The 18,111-nt window shown below is 71.6% G+C and carries 13 protein-coding genes; 8 read left to right on the top strand and 5 right to left on the bottom strand.

Annotation, left to right across the window (positions count from 1 at the left end):
* The first annotated feature begins 2 nt into the window (after positions 1–2).
* The 4 genes from AB0F17_RS31035 to AB0F17_RS31020 all read left to right on the top strand — a co-directional run bounded on the left by AB0F17_RS31035 (position 3) and on the right by AB0F17_RS31020 (position 6,584).
* Positions 3–1,094 carry an NDP-sugar synthase gene (locus AB0F17_RS31035; RefSeq protein ID WP_358030034.1) on the top strand — a complete coding sequence of 364 codons (1,092 nt, stop codon included), beginning with the start codon at positions 3–5 and terminating at the stop codon, positions 1,092–1,094.
* A 61-nt stretch (positions 1,095–1,155) separates the two neighbouring features.
* Positions 1,156–2,049 carry a DNA-3-methyladenine glycosylase 2 family protein gene (locus AB0F17_RS31030; RefSeq protein WP_358030395.1) on the top strand — a complete coding sequence of 298 codons (894 nt, stop codon included), beginning with the start codon at positions 1,156–1,158 and terminating at the stop codon, positions 2,047–2,049.
* A 48-nt stretch (positions 2,050–2,097) separates the two neighbouring features.
* The gene (locus AB0F17_RS31025; RefSeq protein ID WP_358030031.1) at positions 2,098–4,758 is read left to right on the top strand and encodes a bifunctional FO biosynthesis protein CofGH; all 2,661 of its coding nucleotides are present in this window, start codon (positions 2,098–2,100) and stop codon (positions 4,756–4,758) included.
* Between the two features lie 80 nt (positions 4,759–4,838).
* The gene (locus tag AB0F17_RS31020; protein WP_358030029.1) at positions 4,839–6,584 is read left to right on the top strand and encodes a substrate-binding and VWA domain-containing protein; all 1,746 of its coding nucleotides are present in this window, start codon (positions 4,839–4,841) and stop codon (positions 6,582–6,584) included.
* 64 nt (positions 6,585–6,648) lie between these two features.
* Here the strand turns inward: AB0F17_RS31020 and AB0F17_RS31015 are convergent, their stop codons facing one another.
* The 3 genes from AB0F17_RS31015 to cofD form a co-directional block, all read right to left on the bottom strand.
* Positions 6,649–7,383 (bottom strand): lytic polysaccharide monooxygenase, encoded by a 735-nt coding sequence (locus AB0F17_RS31015; protein ID WP_358030027.1) that lies wholly within the window; start codon positions 7,381–7,383, stop codon positions 6,649–6,651.
* 77 nt (positions 7,384–7,460) lie between these two features.
* Positions 7,461–8,735, bottom strand: coding sequence for a coenzyme F420-0:L-glutamate ligase (locus tag AB0F17_RS31010; RefSeq protein ID WP_358030392.1), 1,275 nt, complete (start codon positions 8,733–8,735; stop codon positions 7,461–7,463).
* Positions 8,736–8,812: 77 nt separating this feature from the next.
* A complete protein-coding gene (gene cofD / locus AB0F17_RS31005) occupies positions 8,813–9,751 on the bottom strand; it encodes a 2-phospho-L-lactate transferase (protein WP_358030024.1) in 939 nt (312 codons plus the stop codon).
* Positions 9,752–9,944: 193 nt separating this feature from the next.
* Between cofD and AB0F17_RS31000 the strand changes: the two genes are divergently transcribed.
* The 4 genes from AB0F17_RS31000 to AB0F17_RS30985 all read left to right on the top strand — a co-directional run bounded on the left by AB0F17_RS31000 (position 9,945) and on the right by AB0F17_RS30985 (position 16,766).
* Positions 9,945–11,978, top strand: coding sequence for a hypothetical protein (locus tag AB0F17_RS31000; RefSeq protein WP_358030022.1), 2,034 nt, complete (start codon positions 9,945–9,947; stop codon positions 11,976–11,978).
* Between the two features lie 322 nt (positions 11,979–12,300).
* Positions 12,301–12,561 carry a WhiB family transcriptional regulator gene (locus tag AB0F17_RS30995; protein WP_214633495.1) on the top strand — a complete coding sequence of 87 codons (261 nt, stop codon included), beginning with the start codon at positions 12,301–12,303 and terminating at the stop codon, positions 12,559–12,561.
* Positions 12,562–12,654: 93 nt separating this feature from the next.
* Complete coding sequence (locus AB0F17_RS30990; RefSeq protein WP_358030019.1) at positions 12,655–15,462, top strand: glycosyltransferase family 2 protein; 2,808 nt, start codon at positions 12,655–12,657, stop codon at positions 15,460–15,462.
* Positions 15,459–16,766, top strand: coding sequence for a DUF5719 family protein (locus AB0F17_RS30985; RefSeq protein ID WP_358030016.1), 1,308 nt, complete (start codon positions 15,459–15,461; stop codon positions 16,764–16,766). Before AB0F17_RS30990 ends, AB0F17_RS30985 begins: the two co-directional genes overlap by 4 nt.
* Here the strand turns inward: AB0F17_RS30985 and AB0F17_RS30980 are convergent.
* Both AB0F17_RS30980 and AB0F17_RS30975 read right to left on the bottom strand, forming a co-directional pair.
* Complete coding sequence (locus tag AB0F17_RS30980) at positions 16,726–17,901, bottom strand: methyltransferase domain-containing protein (RefSeq protein ID WP_358030013.1); 1,176 nt, start codon at positions 17,899–17,901, stop codon at positions 16,726–16,728. The genes AB0F17_RS30985 and AB0F17_RS30980 overlap by 41 nt on opposite strands.
* Entirely contained in the window at positions 17,901–18,050 is a 150-nt protein-coding gene (locus AB0F17_RS30975) for a hypothetical protein (protein WP_358030010.1), read from the bottom strand. The genes AB0F17_RS30980 and AB0F17_RS30975 overlap by 1 nt, the downstream gene beginning before the upstream one ends.
* Between the last annotated feature and the right edge of the window lie 61 nt (positions 18,051–18,111).

The raw sequence follows: 18,111 nt of genomic DNA, 5'->3' as shown, positions 1-18,111 counted from the left end.
TGATGGAGAGCTCTTTGCCGGACCTCGAGGCGATCCTCCTGGTCGGGGGGCAGGGCACGCGCCTGCGTCCGCTGACACTGGGCACGCCCAAGCCGCTGTTGCCCACCGCCGGAGTGCCGTTCCTGGCACACCAGCTGGCCCGGGCCCGATCATTCGGGGTTCGCCGGATCGTCTTCGCGACCTCGTACAAAGCATCGATGTTCGAGCCCGTCTTCGGCGACGGGTCGTCGTTCGGACTCTCGATCGAGTACATGACGGAGGAGACGCCACTCGGCACCGGCGGGGCGATCCGCAATGCCGCCGAGGCGCTCAGCTCGGGTCCCGACGCCCCCGTGCTCATCCTCAACGGCGACATCCTGTCCGGTCACGACATAGGTGACCAGATACGCACTCACCTGCGGCGATCCGCCGCTGTAACGCTCCATTTGACGGAGGTCGACGACCCGACCCGGTTCGGCTGCGTGCCCACCGACGACGACGGGCGCGTGACGGCCTTCCTGGAGAAGACGCCCAACCCGGTGACCAACCGCATCAACGCGGGCTGCTACGTGTTCACCCGCTCGGTCATCGACCAGATCCCCCGGGGCGAGGTGGTGTCGGTCGAGCGGCAGACCTTCCCGGGGCTCATCGAGTCGGGCGAGCTCGTGCTGGGCTACGCCGACCGCACCTACTGGCTCGACGTCGGCACACCCGCCGCCTTCGTCCGCGGCTCGCGCGACCTGGTGCTCGGCGTGCTGGCCTCGCCGGCCCTGCCCGGCCCGACGGGCGAATACCTGGTGCTCGACGGCGCGGTGGTCTCGCCGGAGGCCAAGGTGCAGGGCGGCTCCACGGTGGGCGCCCGGGCCGTGGTCGAGGCGGGGGCCTCGGTGATGGGCAGCGTGCTGAGCGACGACTGCGTGATCCACGCGGGCGCGACCGTCACGGACTCGGTGGTGGGCCGGGGGGCGCGGGTGTGCGCGGGCGCGGTGGTGTGCGACGCCGTGATCGGTGACGGCGCGGTGGTGGGCGCGGGCAACGAGCTCCAGGCGGGCGTGCGGATCTGGCCGGGCATCGAGCTCCCCGAGCGCGCGGTCCGCTATTCGAGCGACGTCTGAGGCACCTCCTGACGGGCCCCCGGCACCCTGAGGCGGATTCGGGCGGCAGACTGGTCGGGTGATGGAACGTTGGTGGGAGCCCGAAGGGGCGCTGGATGTGGGTCTCGTGATGGGGCCCCATCGGCGTGGCACCGGGGACCCCACCTGGCGTGCCGCGCACGACGGCGCCGTCTGGCGCACCTCCCGCACCCCCGACGGGCCCGGCACGCTGCGGGTGAGCGTGCGGACGGGCGGTGTGTGCGGACAGGCTTGGGGGCCGGGCGCCGAATGGCTCCTGGAGGCGCTGCCCGCCCTGCTCGGGGCCGAGGACGACGCGTCGGGGTTCAGTGTCCGGCACGCCGTGCTGGAGGACGTGGCCAGGAAGCACGCGGGGCTGCGCATCGGCAGGACCGGCCGGGTCATGGAGGCGCTGGTGCCCGCCGTGCTCGAACAGAAGGTCGTCGGGCGGGAGGCCTGGCGGGCCTGGCGGTGGCTGCTGAACCGCTACGGGGAGCCCGCTCCGGGACCAGCGCCCGAAGGGATGCGGGTCGTGCCCGAGGCGAGTGTGTGGCGGGAGGTGCCGTCCTGGCACTGGCATCGGGCCGGTGCCGAGGCCGTACGCGCCAGGACCATCGCCACCGCCGCCTGGCACGCCGACAAGCTGGAGGCCGCCGCCACCAGTGAGGAGCTCGACCGGCTGCTGCGGGCCCTGCCGGGGGTCGGGGTGTGGACGTCGGCGGAGGTGCGGCAGCGGGCCTTCGGCGATCCCGACGCCGTGAGCGTGGGCGACTTCCACCTGGCCAAGCTGGTGGGCTACGCGCTGACCGGCGAGAAGACCGACGATCCGGGCATGATGCGGCTGCTGGAGCCGTACAAAGGGCACCGGCACCGGGCGACGGTCCTGATCTGGCTCACCGGGCTGCGCCCGCCCGCGCGCGGTCCGCGCATGCCGGTCCGCGACTACCGGGCCTTCTGACCTGCCCTAGGTGCGGGCCGTGAACCCAGCCCACGTAGGGTGCCCGTTATGAGTCTCGTCAGTGATTCCGCACTTCGCCGTGCTCTCGCCCGGGCCCGCGATGGCAAGACCCTCGACGTCACCGAGGCGGCCGTGCTGCTCCACGCCCGCGATGAACACCTTGACACGCTGCTCGAACATGCCTCGCGGGTCCGGGATGCCGGGTTGACGGCGATCGGCCGGGAGGGTGTCATCACCTACAGCAGGAAGGTGTTCATCCCGCTGACCAGGCTCTGCCGGGACCGTTGTGGTTATTGCACGTTCGCGACCGCGCCGAACAAGCTGCCCGCGCCGTTCCTGAGCCCCGACGAGGTGCTGGAGATCGCCGCGCAGGGGGCGGCGATGGGGTGCAAGGAGGCGCTGTTCACGCTGGGGGACCGGCCTGAGGACCGCTGGCACCAGGCCCGCGAGTGGCTCGACGCGCACGGCTACGACGACACGCTGTCGTACGTGCGCGCGATGTCGATCAGGGTGCTGGAGGAGACCGGGCTGCTCCCGCACCTGAACCCCGGTGTGCTGAGCTGGCGTGACCTGCAGCGGCTCAAGCCGGTCGCGCCGTCGATGGGCATGATGCTGGAGACGACCTCGCGGCGGCTGTTCGAGGAGAAGGGCCAGGCCCATTACGGCTCTCCCGACAAGGACCCGGCCGTACGCCTGCGCGTGCTGGAGGACGCGGGTCGCTCGAACGTGCCGTTCACCACCGGGATCCTGATCGGCATCGGCGAGACCATCGAGGACCGGGCCGAGTCGATCTTCGCGATCCGGCGGGTGGCGCGCGAGTACGGCGGTGTCCAGGAGGTCATCGTGCAGAACTTCCGCGCCAAGCCCGACACCGCCATGCGCGGCCTGCCCGACGCCGACCTGCAGGAACTGGCCGCCACGATCGCGGTCGCCCGGCTCGTGCTGGGACCCCGGGTACGGCTGCAGGCGCCGCCCAATCTGGTCGACGCGGAGTACGAGCTGATGATCCGGGCGGGGATCGACGACTGGGGCGGGGTGTCGCCGCTGACGCCCGACCACGTCAACCCGGAACGGCCATGGCCGCAGATCGACGACCTGGCGGCGCGGACCCGGGAGGCGGGGTTCACGCTGCGGGAGCGGCTGACGATCTATCCGGAATATGTGTTGGCGGGGGAGCCTTGGCTGGACCCTCGGCTGTTCGGGCACGTGGCGGCGCTGGCGGATCCCGTCACGGGGTTGGCCAGGGAGGACGCGGTGCTCCAGGGGCGGCCGTGGCAGGAGCCCGATGGCGGGTTCACCTCGTCCGGCCGGACCGATCTGCACGTCGCTGTGGACACGGAAGGGCGGACCAACGACCGGCGTGACGACTTCGACAACGTCTACGGCGATTGGGAGGCCCTGCGTGAACGCCTGGATCCCGCCGCACGCATTGCGCCGCCCTCCGCCGACCATCTCCTCGCCGCACCGGCGCCGGGAGAGCAGGCCGTACCCGGTCCCGGGCTGGGAGAGCGGAAGGCCGTACCGGCGATCGGCGGGCACACGCCCTCCGAAGTGCGGGCGGCGTTGCGGCGGGCGGAGGCGGATCCGGCGGGGTTGAGTGAGGCCGAGGCCGTGGCGTTGCTGTCGGCCGACGGCGGGGCGCTCGACGAGCTGGCCCGCATCGCCGACGACCTGCGCGGGCAGGCGGTCGGCGACGAGGTGACGTACGTCGTCAACAGGAACATCAACTTCACCAACGTCTGCTACACCGGCTGCCGCTTCTGCGCGTTCGCCCAGCGCAGGACCGATGCCGACGCTTACACGCTCAGCCTCGACCAGGTGGCCGACCGCGCCGAGGAGGCGTGGCGGGCCGGGGCGACCGAGGTGTGCATGCAGGGCGGCATCCACCCCGACCTGCCGGGCACCGCCTACTTCGACCTCGCCAGGGCGGTCAAGGCCAGGACGCCGGGCATGCATGTGCACGCGTTCTCCCCGATGGAGGTCATCAACGGCGCCAGCCGGACGAACCTCTCCATCGAGGACTGGCTGCACGCGGCCAAGGAGGCGGGGGTCGACTCGCTGCCGGGCACGGCGGCGGAGATCCTCGACGACGACGTCCGCTGGGTGCTCACCAAGGGCAAGCTGCCCACCAAGGAATGGATCGACGTCATCACCACCGCGCACCGGGTGGGCCTCCCGACCACGTCCACGATGATGTACGGCCACGTGGACACCCACGTGCACTGGGTCAGGCACATCAAGCTGATCAGGCGGCTGCAGGAGGAGAGCGGCGGGTTCTCGGAGTTCGTGCTGCTGCCGTTCGTGCACACCAGCTCGCCGATCTACCTGGCGGGCGTCGCCCGGCCGGGCCCGACCGCGCAGGAGAACCGGGCCGTGCACGCGCTGGCCAGGATCCTGCTGCACGGCGCCATCGCGAACATCCAGTGCTCCTGGGTCAAGCTCCAGGACGACCTGTGCCATCAGGTGCTCCAGGGCGGGGTGAACGACCTCGGCGGCACGCTGATGGAGGAGACCATCAGCCGGATGGCCGGGTCGGAGAACGGCTCGTACAAGACGATCAGCGAGCTGCGCGCGATGGTCGAGGTCACCGGCAGGCCGGTCGTGCAGCGGACGACCGAGTACGGCCGCCCGGACGGCGAGCGGCTGGCCGCGTCGGCGGCGAGCGACGGTGTCTGCCAGAGCGTCAGACGGGTGCTCCCGATGGCTTAGATATAACAAGTTCTACTGACTCTTGCGCCGGCCGTGGGAGGCGCTGGGAGAATCGGCAGTCCCCTGGAGAGAGGTGCACCGTGCGGCTGGGTCGACACCGCGCAGCGCTGCCAGCCGAGCAGCGCCGCAGGAAGGCACTGCAACGCGGCCTGCTGGCGGGGGCGGCGGCGGTGGCCATCGTCACCGCCACCGTGGTCGTCCTCTTCGGCGGAGGTGGCGCGCTGTGCACGACACGAGAGCCTGTTCTGGTCAGCGTGGCCGCCGCGGTGGACGTGGCTCCGGCGGTCATGGAGGCGGCCGGACGGTTCAACGACGAGAAGAACACGATCGGCAGCCGGTGCGTGCTGGTCCAGGTCACCGAGCAGCCCCCGGCCACCGTGCTGCGCACGCTGATCGGCGACCGGGCGGGGGTGCTGCGCGAGCGGCCCGACGGCTGGATCGCCGATTCGTCCGCCTGGATCCGGCTGGCCCGCAAGCAGGGCGCGAGCGCGTTACCCGCGGGTGAGAGCGTGGTGGCGACGTCGCCGCTGGTGTTCGCCACGCGGTCCTCACTGGCGCAGCGCTTCTCCGTCGGCAAGACCGAGATGAACTGGCGGATGGTCTTCCCCTCGACCGTGCGGGGACGGCTCACGCCCAACGCGAACGAGCCCGACATCGTGCGGGTCCCCGACCCGTCGCTGGCCGGCGCGGGCATCGCCACGGTCGCCGCCGCCAGGGATGTCGTGGGCAACGGGCCCGAGGCCGACAAGGCACTGACCGCTTTCGTCCGCTGGGCGCAGGCGGGCTCGGCGCCCGACTACCGCTCGATGCTGGCCGCCGTGGACGACCACACGTTCTGGAAGCGGCCGGTGGTCATCGTGCCCGAGCAGTCGGTGTGGACGCACAACCAGCAGCCGTCGGCCGACCCGGTCGTCGCGCTGCGCCCGCGCGAGGGCACGATCAACCTCGACTACCCGTACGTCGTCACCGCCACCGACCCCACGGTGGCCGAGGCCTCGACGCTGTTCGCCGACTGGCTGCGCGGCTCCGAGGCCCAGGATCTCGTACGGCGGGCCGGGTTCCACTCGGGCGACGGCACGCTGGGCCCGGTCTCGCCGGGGCCGGAGATCCCGACGGGCGCCCCGAAGACCAGGCCCTCGGTGTCGCCCGAGGACATCGACGAGGCCCTGCAGGCGTGGAGCAGGCTGGCGCCGCCGACGAACATCCTGGTGCTGGCCGACACCTCCAAGCACATGGCCGAGAAGCTGAAGGGCACCACCCGGCTGGGCGTCGCGCTGGCCGCGGCCAAGATCGGGCTGCGGCTCTTCCCGGACTCCACGCACATGGGGCTGTGGGAGTTCGCCGACGGGCTCGGGCAGGCCAAGGGCTACCAGCCGCGTGTCGGGCTCGGGCCGATCAGCCGCCCCGAGACCGGCCAGCTGGTCCGGAGGAGCGTACTCGACGAGCTCACCACCACGATCACCGCGCACCCCGACCGCGACAGCTCGCTCTATGACGCGATACTCGGCGGCTTCCACGAGGTCGCCGGCCACTATCGCGAGGAGATGAACAACACACTCCTGGTGATCACGGCGGGCAAGGACGACGGCCGCGGCACCCGGCTGCCGCAGCTCCTCGACAAGCTCCACGCGGAGTGGAACCCCAACAAGCCCATCCAGATCGTCATCATCGCCTTTGGCGACGTGGACCGCGTCAGCCTGTCCGGCATCACGGCCGCCACGAACGGCTCCCTGCACATCGCCCAGCAGCCCGACGAGATCATCGACGTCTTCCTCGCCGCGCTGGCCCGCCGACTGTGCCACCCCACCTGCAAGCCGAGCACGTGACGACGTGATGAGGGGGCGCCGGGATCTCCCCGGCGCCCCCTCGTTCGCGTGTGCGCTCAGCGGGTCAGACGCGTTGCCAGAGCGCGGGCACGTTCGGCGGCTCCCAGCCGGGGAGCGAGGTGTGCGCCTGGATGCACTTGTACGACAGCCCGGCGTAGGTGACCAGCGCGCCCACCGCGTACGCGACATTCGGCGCCCAGGTGCCGCCCGGCACGGTCGGGGTCGGCGTGGGCGTGGGTGTCGGGGTGGGGGTCGGCGTCGGCGTGGGCGTCGGGGTCCCGCCGCTTCCGCCACCGAACCTCAGGTCGACGCAGGCGTAGAAGGCGTTGGGCGTGTCGGCGACGTTCCAGATCGCCAGGACCTTCTGCCGGCCGGTGTAGCCGGCGAAGTTCACGGTGTGCGAGAGCGTCGCCGGCGGCTGGGCGCCTCCCTGGCTGAACGAGGCGACCTTGGTGTTGCCGATGTAGTACTCCCAGGTGGTGGTGGCGTGCCTGGCGGTGAGTGTCCAGTTGAAGGTCACCGTGTTGCCGACCGACGTGACGGGCCAGGGCTTGCTCTCGTCGCTGAGCTGGGCGAACCGGGCGACGTTGCCGTGGCAGTTACGCAGCCCCTTCGGCCCTTCCACGCTCTGCGGCTCGTAGATGATCTCGCCGCAGTCGGGCACCTTGCCCTGCGCGCAGAACGCCTGGCGGCTGGGCGGCGAGTTGATGTAGCCGTGCGCCAGGGCCGGCTGGGCGACGAAGACCGTGGCGGCGATCGAGATCACCGCCACGGTGAGTAACGTGAGCATCCTTCGCATGGATTGCTCCTTTACATGGGGGGATGCTCCGAATGTAAAGGAAACTTTATTAACGGTAAATGGCCATTGACTGCCTGTCAGCGCGTCAGGATGAAGTCCTGCGGATCGCGGGGCGGGCGGTCACGGGGCGGGGCCGCGGCGTGGCCCACCGCGACGGAGCCCATCGGGTCCCACGACTCCGGCAGGTCGAGCACCTCGCGCACCACCGGGCGGCAGAACATCGTGGACGACACCCACGCCGAGCCGAGTCCCTCCACGGCCAGCTGGATGAGGAAGTTCTCGACGCCCGCGCCCGTCGCCACGATGAACATCTCGCGCTCGGAGGCGTTGCGCCGATCGTCACGGTAGGTGTGGGAGCCCTCCATCACCAGACACGGCACGACCAGATAGGGGGCGTTGCGCAGCACGTCGCCACGCCTGACCCGCTTGGTGATCGACTGCTCGGTGAACCCGTCGGCCCGCAGGTCGGAGATCCAGGCGTCGCGCATGGCGTCGAGCAGCTTCACCTTCGTCTGCGCCGACTCGACGAGCACGAACCGCCAGGGGGTCGTGTGGTGCGGCGCCGGGGCGGCGATGCCCGCCGCCACCGCCCGCCGTACCGCGTCGGAGTCCACGGGGTCGGCGGAGAATTCCCTGATCGTACGGCGGGCGAACACCACGTCCCGCGAGCCGAAGCGGAACATGTCCTCGTCGGCCGGCCGGACCAGCGCCCGGCCGCCCGGCCCGTCCTCCTCGGTCACCAGGTGGGACAGGCCGCGCACCACGGCGACGGGCACGCCCGCGAGCTTGCCCTTGACCAGCTCGGCGGCGGCGGCGATCTCGTCGATCAGCGCGGTCACGGTGGCGTTGAGCGGATTGCCGTGGGTGTCGGTGCCGCCGCGCAGGTCTTCGAGCGGGGTCACGCCGGCGGCGCCGATGGCCACGTCGGTCAGGCCGTGGCGCCACGGGCGGCCGAACGTGTCGGAGACGATCACGCCCACCCGCGCGCGGGCCGCCAGAGCCGCTCTGATGCGACGGGCGGAGGCGTCGGAGTCCTCGGGGAGCAGCAGGACCGTGCCGGGGGCGGTGTTGGAGGCGTCGACCCCGGCGGCGGCCATGACGAAGCCGTGGCGGGTCTGCGAGATGACGGTGTCGCCGCGCCTGGCCACGACCCGCTCGGTCTCGTCGGCGATGGCGGCCGCGCGGTCGGGGGCCTGCCGGACGCGGCCCTCGGCCTTGCTCACGATCTTGGAGGTGATGACGAGGATGTCGCCGTCGCGCAGGTCGGCACCGCCGAGAAGGGCCGCGATGTCGTCACCGGGCCGCACCTCACCGATCCCCTGAACCCCGAACACCTCGACCCGCCCAGGCAGCCGGCTCGCCGGGTCGGCCGCGTCCGTGGGGTCGGCGGGGTCGGTGGGGTCTGTGGGGTCGGTCGGGCTTGTACGGGTCATCGGGCGAGCTCCAGGGCCAGGTCGAGGGCGGCGCGGGCGATGTCGGCCGCCGCGTCGGCGTCATGCATGATCAGCGGCCGGGCCGCCACCCTGACCCCGTCGAGGGCGACGCCGGAGTCCTCCTCGGCGACCAGCCAGCCGTCGATCAGCTCCGCGCCGTACAGGTCGAGCACCGCCTGGGCGCTCGTCTCGACGCCGATCGCGGTGAGGCAGGCGTCGGCCATGCCGCGCACCGGCGCCCCGCCGATGATGGGAGAGACGCCCACCACGGTCTTGGCCAGCAGCGCGTCGCGGATGCCCGGCACCTGCAGGATCGTGCCGATGCTCACCACCGGGTTGGACGGCGGCAGGATCACCACGTCGGCCTCCGCGACGGCCTCCAGCACGCCAGGGGCGGGCTTGGCGGTCTCGACCCCGACCAGCCCGATCGACTCGGCGGGGATGGAGGCGCGTAGGCGTACCCACCACTCCTGGAAGTGGATCGCCCGCCGCCCGCGCTCGTCGGAGATGACCACGTGCGTCTCGCAGCGGTCGTCGCTCATCGGCAGCAGCCGCACGCCTGGCTGCCAGCGCGCGCACAGCGCCTCGGTGATCTGGGAGAGCGGGTAGCCGGCCTCCAGCATCTGGGACCGGACGATGTGCGTGGCGAAGTCGCGGTCGCCCAGCCCGAACCACTGCGGCTCGACCCCGTAGGCCGCCAGCTCCTCCTTGACGGCGTGGGACTCCTTGGCCCGGCCCCAGCCCTGCTCCTCGTCGATGCCGCCGCCCAGGGTGTACATGACGGTGTCGAGGTCGGGGCAGACGCGCAGGCCGAACAGGGTGATGTCGTCACCCGTGTTGCCGATGACGGTGATCTGGGCGTCGGGGGCCGTCGCCCGCAGGCCACGCAGGAAGCGGGCGCCGCCGATGCCGCCGGCGAGGGTCACGATGTGCATGCGGACCAGTCTCGCACCGGCCTCCGACACGCCTGTCTCGGGAGCCGGCTTTACAACGCTTCGGTCTCCGAAAAACCCAGCAAATAGGGCCTAACTGGGACGTCTAGCACGTAAGAGGTTGCTGGGACACCCGCCGTCAAAGGCGGCGATGTGGCACACTCCCTTCGGGCTAAAGGGTCCGATGGGGGTACTTGTGAGCAAACTTGACGTTGCCCGGCTGAGGGAGCCGGCCGCCTGGCTCATGCTCGCCGGCGGCGGGCTGAACATCCTCGTGGCCATCGGCAAGGTGCTCGTCAGCTCCTCGGGCTCGCTGCCCACCGACCTCGCCCTGTCCTTCGCCGACCGCGCCTTCAGCAACTTCGGGAGCTTCACCAGCCCCGTCACGACAGCGCTGCTCCTCGGCTCGGTGCTGCTGCTCACCAAGGTCGGCACACCGTCGCCCCAGGCCAAGCCGGTCGCGTTCGGCGCGGCGGCCATGCTCGGCATCGCCACCCTGTTCGGGGCGATCACGTTGGTGCTCGGGCTCTTCGCGGGCAACGGTGCGCGGTTGACGGCGGAGTTCGCGCTCAGGGGCGTGCCGGTGCTCGCCCTGACGGGCATCGCGCTGGTCTACCTGCTCCCCCTGATCCTCCCCGACCGTCCGGCCGTCCAGCCCCAGCAGGGGTACGGCCAGCAGTTCCCCAACGCCCCCTACGGTCAGCAACCCCCCGTCCAGCAGCCGTACGGCGAGCAACCGCCTTTCGTCGGCGCCCCGGCGGAGCAGCAGGGCTACGGCCAGCAGCCACCGAGTTACGGCGGCCAGCCTGAGCAGCCTGTTTATGCCCAGCAGCCGCCGAGCTACGGCGGTCCGGCGGAGCAGCCCGGCTATGGTCAGCAGCCGCCCAGTGTCGGCGGTCAGCCGGACGGCCAGGATGCTCCGGCGGGGCAGCCGGGTTACGGTCAGCAGCCGCCCAGCTATGGCGGCCAGCCTGAGCAGCCTGTTTATGCCCAGCAGCCGCCGAGTTACGGCGGTCCGGCGGAGCAGCCCGGTTACGGCCAGCAGCCGCCGAGTTATGGTGGCGCGCCTGAGCAGCCCGGTTATGGTCAGCAGCCGCCCAGTTACGGCGGTCTGCCAGATCTGCCCCCATATGTCCAGCAGCCGGCCTCGACGCCCCAGCCGGCCGCCGCCGCGTTCCCCGCCACGGCCGACCAGAATCACGGCCAGCCGGACCAGGGCTTCCCCCAGTCCCAGCCCGGCTTCGGCCAGACGGATCAGAGCTTCCCCCAGCCGAAGCCCGAGTACCAGCCCGCCCCCTACGTCCCCGCGGACAGCCAGCCGCACGCCTTTGCGCAGTCGTACAACACGCCGGACAACCAGGCGGTCCCGTACGTCCCCGCGGACAGCCAGCCCAGCGCGTACGCTCCGGTCGACAGCCAGGCGAACGCCTACCAGACCATCGACAGCCCGCCCAACGCGTACGCCCCGGCAGCGAACCCACCGAACACCTACACCCCCGCGGACAGCCTGCCCAGCGCGTACGCCCCGGTCGACAGCCAGGCGAACGCCTACCAGACCGTCGACAGCGTGCCCAACCCCTTCGCACCCCTCGACAACCAGCCGAACCCGTGGGCGCCCGCCGACCAGCCCCCGCCCCTGCCCGCGTCGCAGCCGCAGCCTCTGTTCGGCCAGCAGCCCTACGTTCCCAACGCCTTCGACCAGCCGCAGGGCCAGCCCTTCACCGGCTTCTCGGGCCAGGAGTACGCCACCCCGGCCGCCTACCAGGAGCCCGACCCGCCGGTGGACCCGCGTTCCCAGCAACTCCTGGACGCCTACCAGCAGGCCGAGACGTACCAGCACTCGGCGAACGGCGGCGCGCAAGACCTCCGCGTCCCCGACTACGCGAGCCAGCAGCAGGCCAGGCCGTACGACGACCCCTTCGGGCACCCGCAGCAGCTCCAGCAGCCGGGCTACCCGCCGCAACCCCCCGCCCACCAGGCCCAGCCCCCAGCCCACCAGGCCCAGCCCCCCGCCCACCAGGCCCAGTACGAGCCTCAGCCGGCCCAGTACGAGCCGCAGCCCTACCAGCCGCACCACCAGGCGACGGGATGGAACGAGCCCCCGACGGAGTCGACGGTCCGGCTTGACCCGTCGATGTTCCGGGGCGACGCGCTGGGCGATGCGCCCAGTCAGGGAGACGACCCGATCGACCCCACAGCTATCTACGCCCCTAACGAGCCACGCAGGTAAGAGTCCGTTAAAGCACGGCTAGAGAGAAGGTGGGCCACGGGCGGGTTTCTTTCCTGCCCTGGTACGGTTCGGACCGCTGACAGACGTTCCAACACACCAGGCCAGAGCCACAGATCGAGGGCGTAGGCCAGGGTGCGAACATCACATGCCATGCACACCGGGGCGAGATCTGGTCTTTCCCCGGATACCGGCATGCCGCTTGACTCCACGTACGGCACACGCGTGTAATTACAACCATGTTGTTACGCCTTCCTGTGGGTGGGTAGTAAGGAAGGCGTTCCATGGGGGGCTCCATTGCGGGCGGGCGGCAGGGAGGTGTGCAGTGACCGATCTGGTCATCGCACAAGATGAGCTTGACGCTGAAGAACTCGGCTGGCAGGAGCGTGCGTTGTGCGCTCAGACGGATCCGGAGGCGTTCTTCCCGGAGAAAGGCGGCTCCACCCGAGAGGCCAAGAAGGTCTGCCGATCGTGCGAAGTGCGTGCGGAGTGCCTTGAGTACGCACTCGAACACGATGAGCGGTTCGGCATCTGGGGTGGGCTGTCCGAGCGGGAGCGCAGAAGGATCAAGCGAGAGGCCGTTTAGGGATATAAGAGAAGGGGTCACGCGGTCTGCCGTGTGACCCTTTTTCGCATGTATGGTGGGCGCGCCTGATCCACTCCCCAGGAGTCACGCCCGATGCGCCGTCACTTCGTCACCGCGATCGTCGTCGCCCACGACGGCGGGCGCTGGCTCGGGGAGACCCTGCAGGCGGTGCTGGGCCAGAGCCGCAGACCGGACCGGCTGGTCGGCGCCGACAACGGCAGCAGGGACGGCTCGGCCGACGTGCTGACCAAGGCGCTGGGCTCCGGCAACGTGCTGAAACTGCCCCGCTCCACCGGGTTCGGTGAGGCGGTCGCCGAGGTGCTCGGCAAGTTACCCGGCGGCGGCGAGGACGAGTGGATCTGGCTGCTCCACGACGACTGCGCGCCCGACCACCGCGCGCTCGAAATGCTGCTGCACGAGGCCCGGCACAGCCCCAAAGCGGCGGTGCTCGGCCCGAAGCTCCGCGACTGGCTGGACCGCAGGCGGCTGCTCGAAGTCGGCGTGACCGTCGACCGCACCGGGCGCAGGGACACCGGCCTGGAGCCCCGGGAGTTCGACCAGGGACAGCACGACGGCACCCGCGAGGCGCTGGCGGTCTCCACGGCGGGCATGCTGATCCGCCGCGAGGTGTGGGACGAGGTCGGCGGCCTGGACCCGTTCTTCCCCCTCTTCCGCGACGACCTCGACCTCTGCTGGCGGGTGCGCAACGCCGGGCACCAGGTGCTGGTCGTCACCACGGCGGTCGCCTGGCACGCCGAGGCGGCGACCCGCAGGCGGCGGCCCATCACGGTCAGCGGCGACCATCCGCGCAGGCTCGACCGGCGTAACGCGATCTTCGTCGTCATGGCGAACCTGCCGTTCCGCGCGCTGCTGGGAGCGCTGATCCGGAACGTCTTCGGCTCGTTCCTCCGCACGCTGCTCTATGTCGTCGGCAAGCAGCCCGCCAACGCGCTGGACGAGATGGTCGCGTTCGGCTCGATCCTGATCCACCCGATCCGGCTGCTCAAGGCCCGCCGCGCCCGCCGCCACGGCCGCAAAAAGGGATATATCAGGATTAAGCGGTTGCTGACGCCGCGAGGCGCGGCCTACCGGCGGCTGGCCGACATGGTCCAGAGCTTCCTCGCCGGTGAGGGACCGGTCGGCTCGGAAGGACGTCACCACTACGCCGCCGGCGACGAGGACGCCGAGGTGATGCCGTCCGACACCGGCGCCGTCCGGCGGTTCCTCGGCCGTCCCGGCGTGCTGCTCGTCGCCGCGCTCACCCTCGTCACGCTGGTGGCCGAACGCTCCCTGCTGGGCGGCGACCGACTCGGCGGCGGCGCGCTGGTCCCCGTCACCGGTGACGCGGCCGACCTGTGGCGCTTCTACACCGAGGGCTTCCACGACATCGGCCTCGGTTCGACGGACTGGGCGCCGCCGTACGTCGCGGTGGTCGCCGCCCTGTCCACGCTGGCGTTCGGCAAGACCTGGCTGGCCGTCTCCGTGCTGCTGCTCGGCTCGGTACCGCTGGCCGGGACCTCCGCCTACCTGGCGACCCGCCGCATCATCCCCGAGGTGCCCGCCCGGGTCTGGCTGGCCGCCACGTACGCGCTGCTGCCGGTCGCGACGGGTGCGATCGCGGCCGGCCGGCTCGGCACGGCGGTGGTGTTCGTGCTGCTGCCGGTCTACGCCGCGCTCGCCACGAACCTCCTGTCCGGCGAGCGCCGCCGCGCCCGCCGCGCGGGCTGGGGCCTCGGCCTGCTGCTCGCGGTGGGCACGGCGTTCGTGCCGCTGGTCTATCCGCTGTTCGCGGTGCTCGGCGTGCTCGCCGCCGTGGCCTATGGCGGGGTACGGCGGGATGTGGTGACCTCGATGGCCATCGCCCTCATCGTCCCCGTGGCCCTGCTGTTCCCGTGGCTGGCCGGTCTGGTGCTCGACCCGGCGCGGCTGCTGCTCGAAGCCGGGCTGCACGACGCCGCGCTGTCCGACCAGGGGCTGGCTCCCGAGTCGCTGCTGGCCTTCAGCCCCGGGGGCCCCGGGGTGCCGCCGTTCTGGGTGACCGGCGGGCTGGTCGCCGCCGCGCTGGCCGCGCTGCTCATGCGGGCGCAGCGGATGATCGTCGCGATCGGGTGGGGCCTCGCGGTGTACGGGGTGCTGGTCGCGATCCTGGCCGGCCGCGTCACCGTCGAGGGGGCACGGGCCTGGCCGGGCGTGCCGCTGGCGGTCGCCGCCACCGGGCTGCTCGTGCTGGTGGGGCTGACCGCGCACCGGCTGGCCGAGTCGCGGGCCGCGGGCGGGCCGCGCAGGCTGGGCGCCCTGCTGGTCGTGGCGGTCGCGTTCAGCACGCCGGTGCTCGCGGCCGGGTACTGGATCGCCCAGGGTGTGCCGGGGCCGCTCCAGGGCAGCGCGGCCGACGTCATGCCGGCAATGGCCGCACTCAAGTCCCAGCACGGCGAGCGCACCCTGGTGATCAGGGGCTCCGGCTTCACCGTGCTGCACGGCCGTACCCCGTTGATCGGCGAGGCCGAGCTGCCCGTCGCGTCGAAGACCCGCGCCCTGGTGGCCACCGCGGCCGAAGGGCTGGCCGGCGGGCGCGGCGGCAAGGACGCGGCCACGCTCGCGCGGTACGGCGTGGCGATGGTCGCGGTGGCGCCGCCCGTCGCGCCCGAGCTGGTCAAGGCCCTCGACTCGGAACCGTCGCTGGAACGCGTGAACCTGTCGGACGCGGGCGGGCTGTGGCGGCTCCTGGACCCGCCCGCCCACGTGCCCGCGCAACCGGAGAGCGCTCTGCACCGCCCCTGGCTCTGGACGCAGGCCGCGCTGGTGCTGCTCGTGGCGGTGCTGGCCGCTCCGGGCAGACACGAGCCCACCGCGGAACGCGTCGAGGCACCCGCCCCGGCCGCCCTGGTGGGTGTCGGATGAAGGCGTTCGTGGAGAACAGGTTCGGGCTGTTCCTGCTGGTCGTCGTCGCTCTCGGCGCACTGTACGGCGTCGCGTACGTGACTCGGCCGGCCCCGGTGCCGCCCAAGGCCGAGGGGCCGCGCAAGGTGGCCGTGGAGTCGGTGACCGCGGTCTGCCCGGCGACCAAGGGCGAGCGGGTGAGCGTGTACCTGCCGGGCACCCTGTCCCACGAGTCCATGAAGGACGCCAAGCCGTACGTGGTGAACGGCTCGGGCGGGCTGGAGGCCGGATACACCACGCGGGTCGCCGAGGGCCCCCGGCGCGGGCTCGCCGGAGTGCGCTGCGCCGTGCCGGGAGCCACGACCTGGCTCGTCGGCCCGGGCCCCGCGGAGGCCGACGTCACGCTTTACCTCATGAACGCCGACCGGGCGCCCGCCCTGGCCGACGTCCAGATCTACGCGGCGGAGGGCGCGGTCTCCGCGGACAAGGGGCAGGGCCTGGAGATCCCGCCGGGCGGCCACAGCGCGATCGACCTCAAGACGCTCGCGCCCTCGGCGAACGTGATGGCCGTCGGCGTCACCGTCCTCACCGGCCGGCTCGCGGTCGCCGCGGAGGCCTCGCTCGGCGGGAACGGCGTCGACTGGCTCCCCGCCGCCGCACCGCCGTCGACCCGCGTCGTGGTCCCCGGTGTGCCCGGCGGAGGCGGCACGCGGAAGCTGCTGGTCGCCGCCCCGGGCGACGCCGACGCGACCGTGGCCATCCAGGCGGTGACCGAGGACGCCGCGTACGCGATGAAGGGCCGCGAGTCCATCGACGTCCCCGCCGACAGCGTGGCCGCGCTCGACGTGACCACCGGCATCGGCGGGGAGGCGGCGGCGCTCGTGCTGACCTCGCGGACGCCGGTCGTGGCCGGCGTCGTCGTCACGGGCACGGGCGACAAACCGGATGTGGCGTTCACGGCCGGGACCCCGCCGCTCGACCTGGGCAGTGCGGTGGCGGCCAACGGCGCGGGATCCCGGCTGGTGCTCACGGCGCCGGGGGCGGCGGGCCGGGTCAGCGTGCGGATCGTGCCGGACCGCGGCCCTGCCGGGCAGCCGTTCGTGGTGGACGTGCCCGCCGGGCGGACCAGGAACGTGCCGCTCAAGGGCAAAGGGGAGTTCGGGGTGGTGGTCACCCCGGTTTCGGGGGAGGTGTACGGGGGGCGGGTGACGGAGGAGCGGTTGAAGAGCGGGCTGCTGATCACCGACCAACCGTTGGCACCCGCCCGGACCTGGACTCTGCTCCCTAAGCTGACGGACACATCGACCGTTGTGGCTCCCCGATAGGCGTGCCGTCCAGGCATATCTGCTGGCCGTCGGGAGTGACCCTCATGCCGAACCGGTCGCGGTCGGGCTCGCCCCAGCTCACCCAGCGGAAATAGGCGTCGGTGACCTCGTCCCACAAGGGCCGGTCGCCGACCTGGTAGACCTCGTACTCCTCGGTGGCGGGCCGCCACTCCACCACAGCCCAGGAGTAGGAGCTGGAGGGGTCGGACACCCACATCCGGTACATCTCCCCGTCCTCGTCCGGTTCCGCGCTGCCGTTGGAGGTCAGGCCGGTCCGTGCCGAGATGGCGAGGTCCGCCCCGGGCGGACCGTAGGCGATCGTGCGGGGGTCGACGCGTGTGGTGAAGTGGTGCTTGTCCTCCGGGCCTCGCGCCGGGCGGTCCAGGACGGGACGCTGGGAGCGCATCATCATGTACGAGGCGAAGCCGGGGAAGAGGCCGTACGCGATGCCGTCCGGCGCGACGACGAGCCGCAGGGCGTGGTTGTGGCCGAACCCGGGGCAGTAGGGCAGCACGATCTCCCCACCAGGGCGGCACTGCTCCACCCAGGCGTACGGCACCGTGCGGATGCCACAGGTGACGTGAACCCGATCGAACGGCGCCCGCTCAGGACAGCCGGCCGCGCCGTCGCCGACGATCAGGTGCGGGTGCACGCCGGCCTCACTCAGGTTCTTGGCCGCCTGCTCCGCCACCACGGGATCGATGTCGATCGAGGTCACGTTCTCCTCGCCGACGAGATGGGACAGCAGGGCGGCGGTCCAGCCGGTGCCCGTGCCGATCTCCAGCACCCGGCGGCCTGGCACGGTGTCCAGGATGTGGAGCAGGTAGGCGACGGTGCTCGGCGCTGAGGCCGAGGAGGAGTAGCCGCCTTCTATGGCTCTGAGGTCGGTGGCTCCGTCGTCAAGCTGGGTGACGATGGAGTGAGGCGAGTAGACCGCGTCCCACCAGGCGTCCGGGTCGGCGTCGCGGTCGATGATGTACGCGCTGTCGGGAGAAGCTGGCACGGGAAGCCCGACCGAAGGGATGAACAGGTGACGGGGCACCGCGCGGATCGCCTCTTTGGCGCGTGGCCCGATGTCGTCGAACTCGTCGAGGTGCTCGATCAGGCGCTCGATCCCCTGCGCCGTGTCGTCCACTACTTCTTGCCGCCCTTCTTCGAGTCGGCGCTGTGCGAGCCTTTGGCGGTGTGGTTGTGGTCCTCATTGGATCCGGGTCCCCGGGCTACGGCGGATTTCGGATCGAGGTCCTCGGCCTTCGGGCTGTCGGGCTTCTCGTGTCTGCCCATGGATGCTCTCCTTCGCATCGAATGAACACTCACGGTAATCGTATGGCTACTCTCTGCAACC

Source organism: Nonomuraea sp. NPDC026600, assembly GCF_040638335.1.
GTDB lineage: Bacteria > Actinomycetota > Actinomycetes > Streptosporangiales > Streptosporangiaceae > Nonomuraea.
This window is presented reverse-complemented; position numbering and strand designations above follow the sequence as displayed.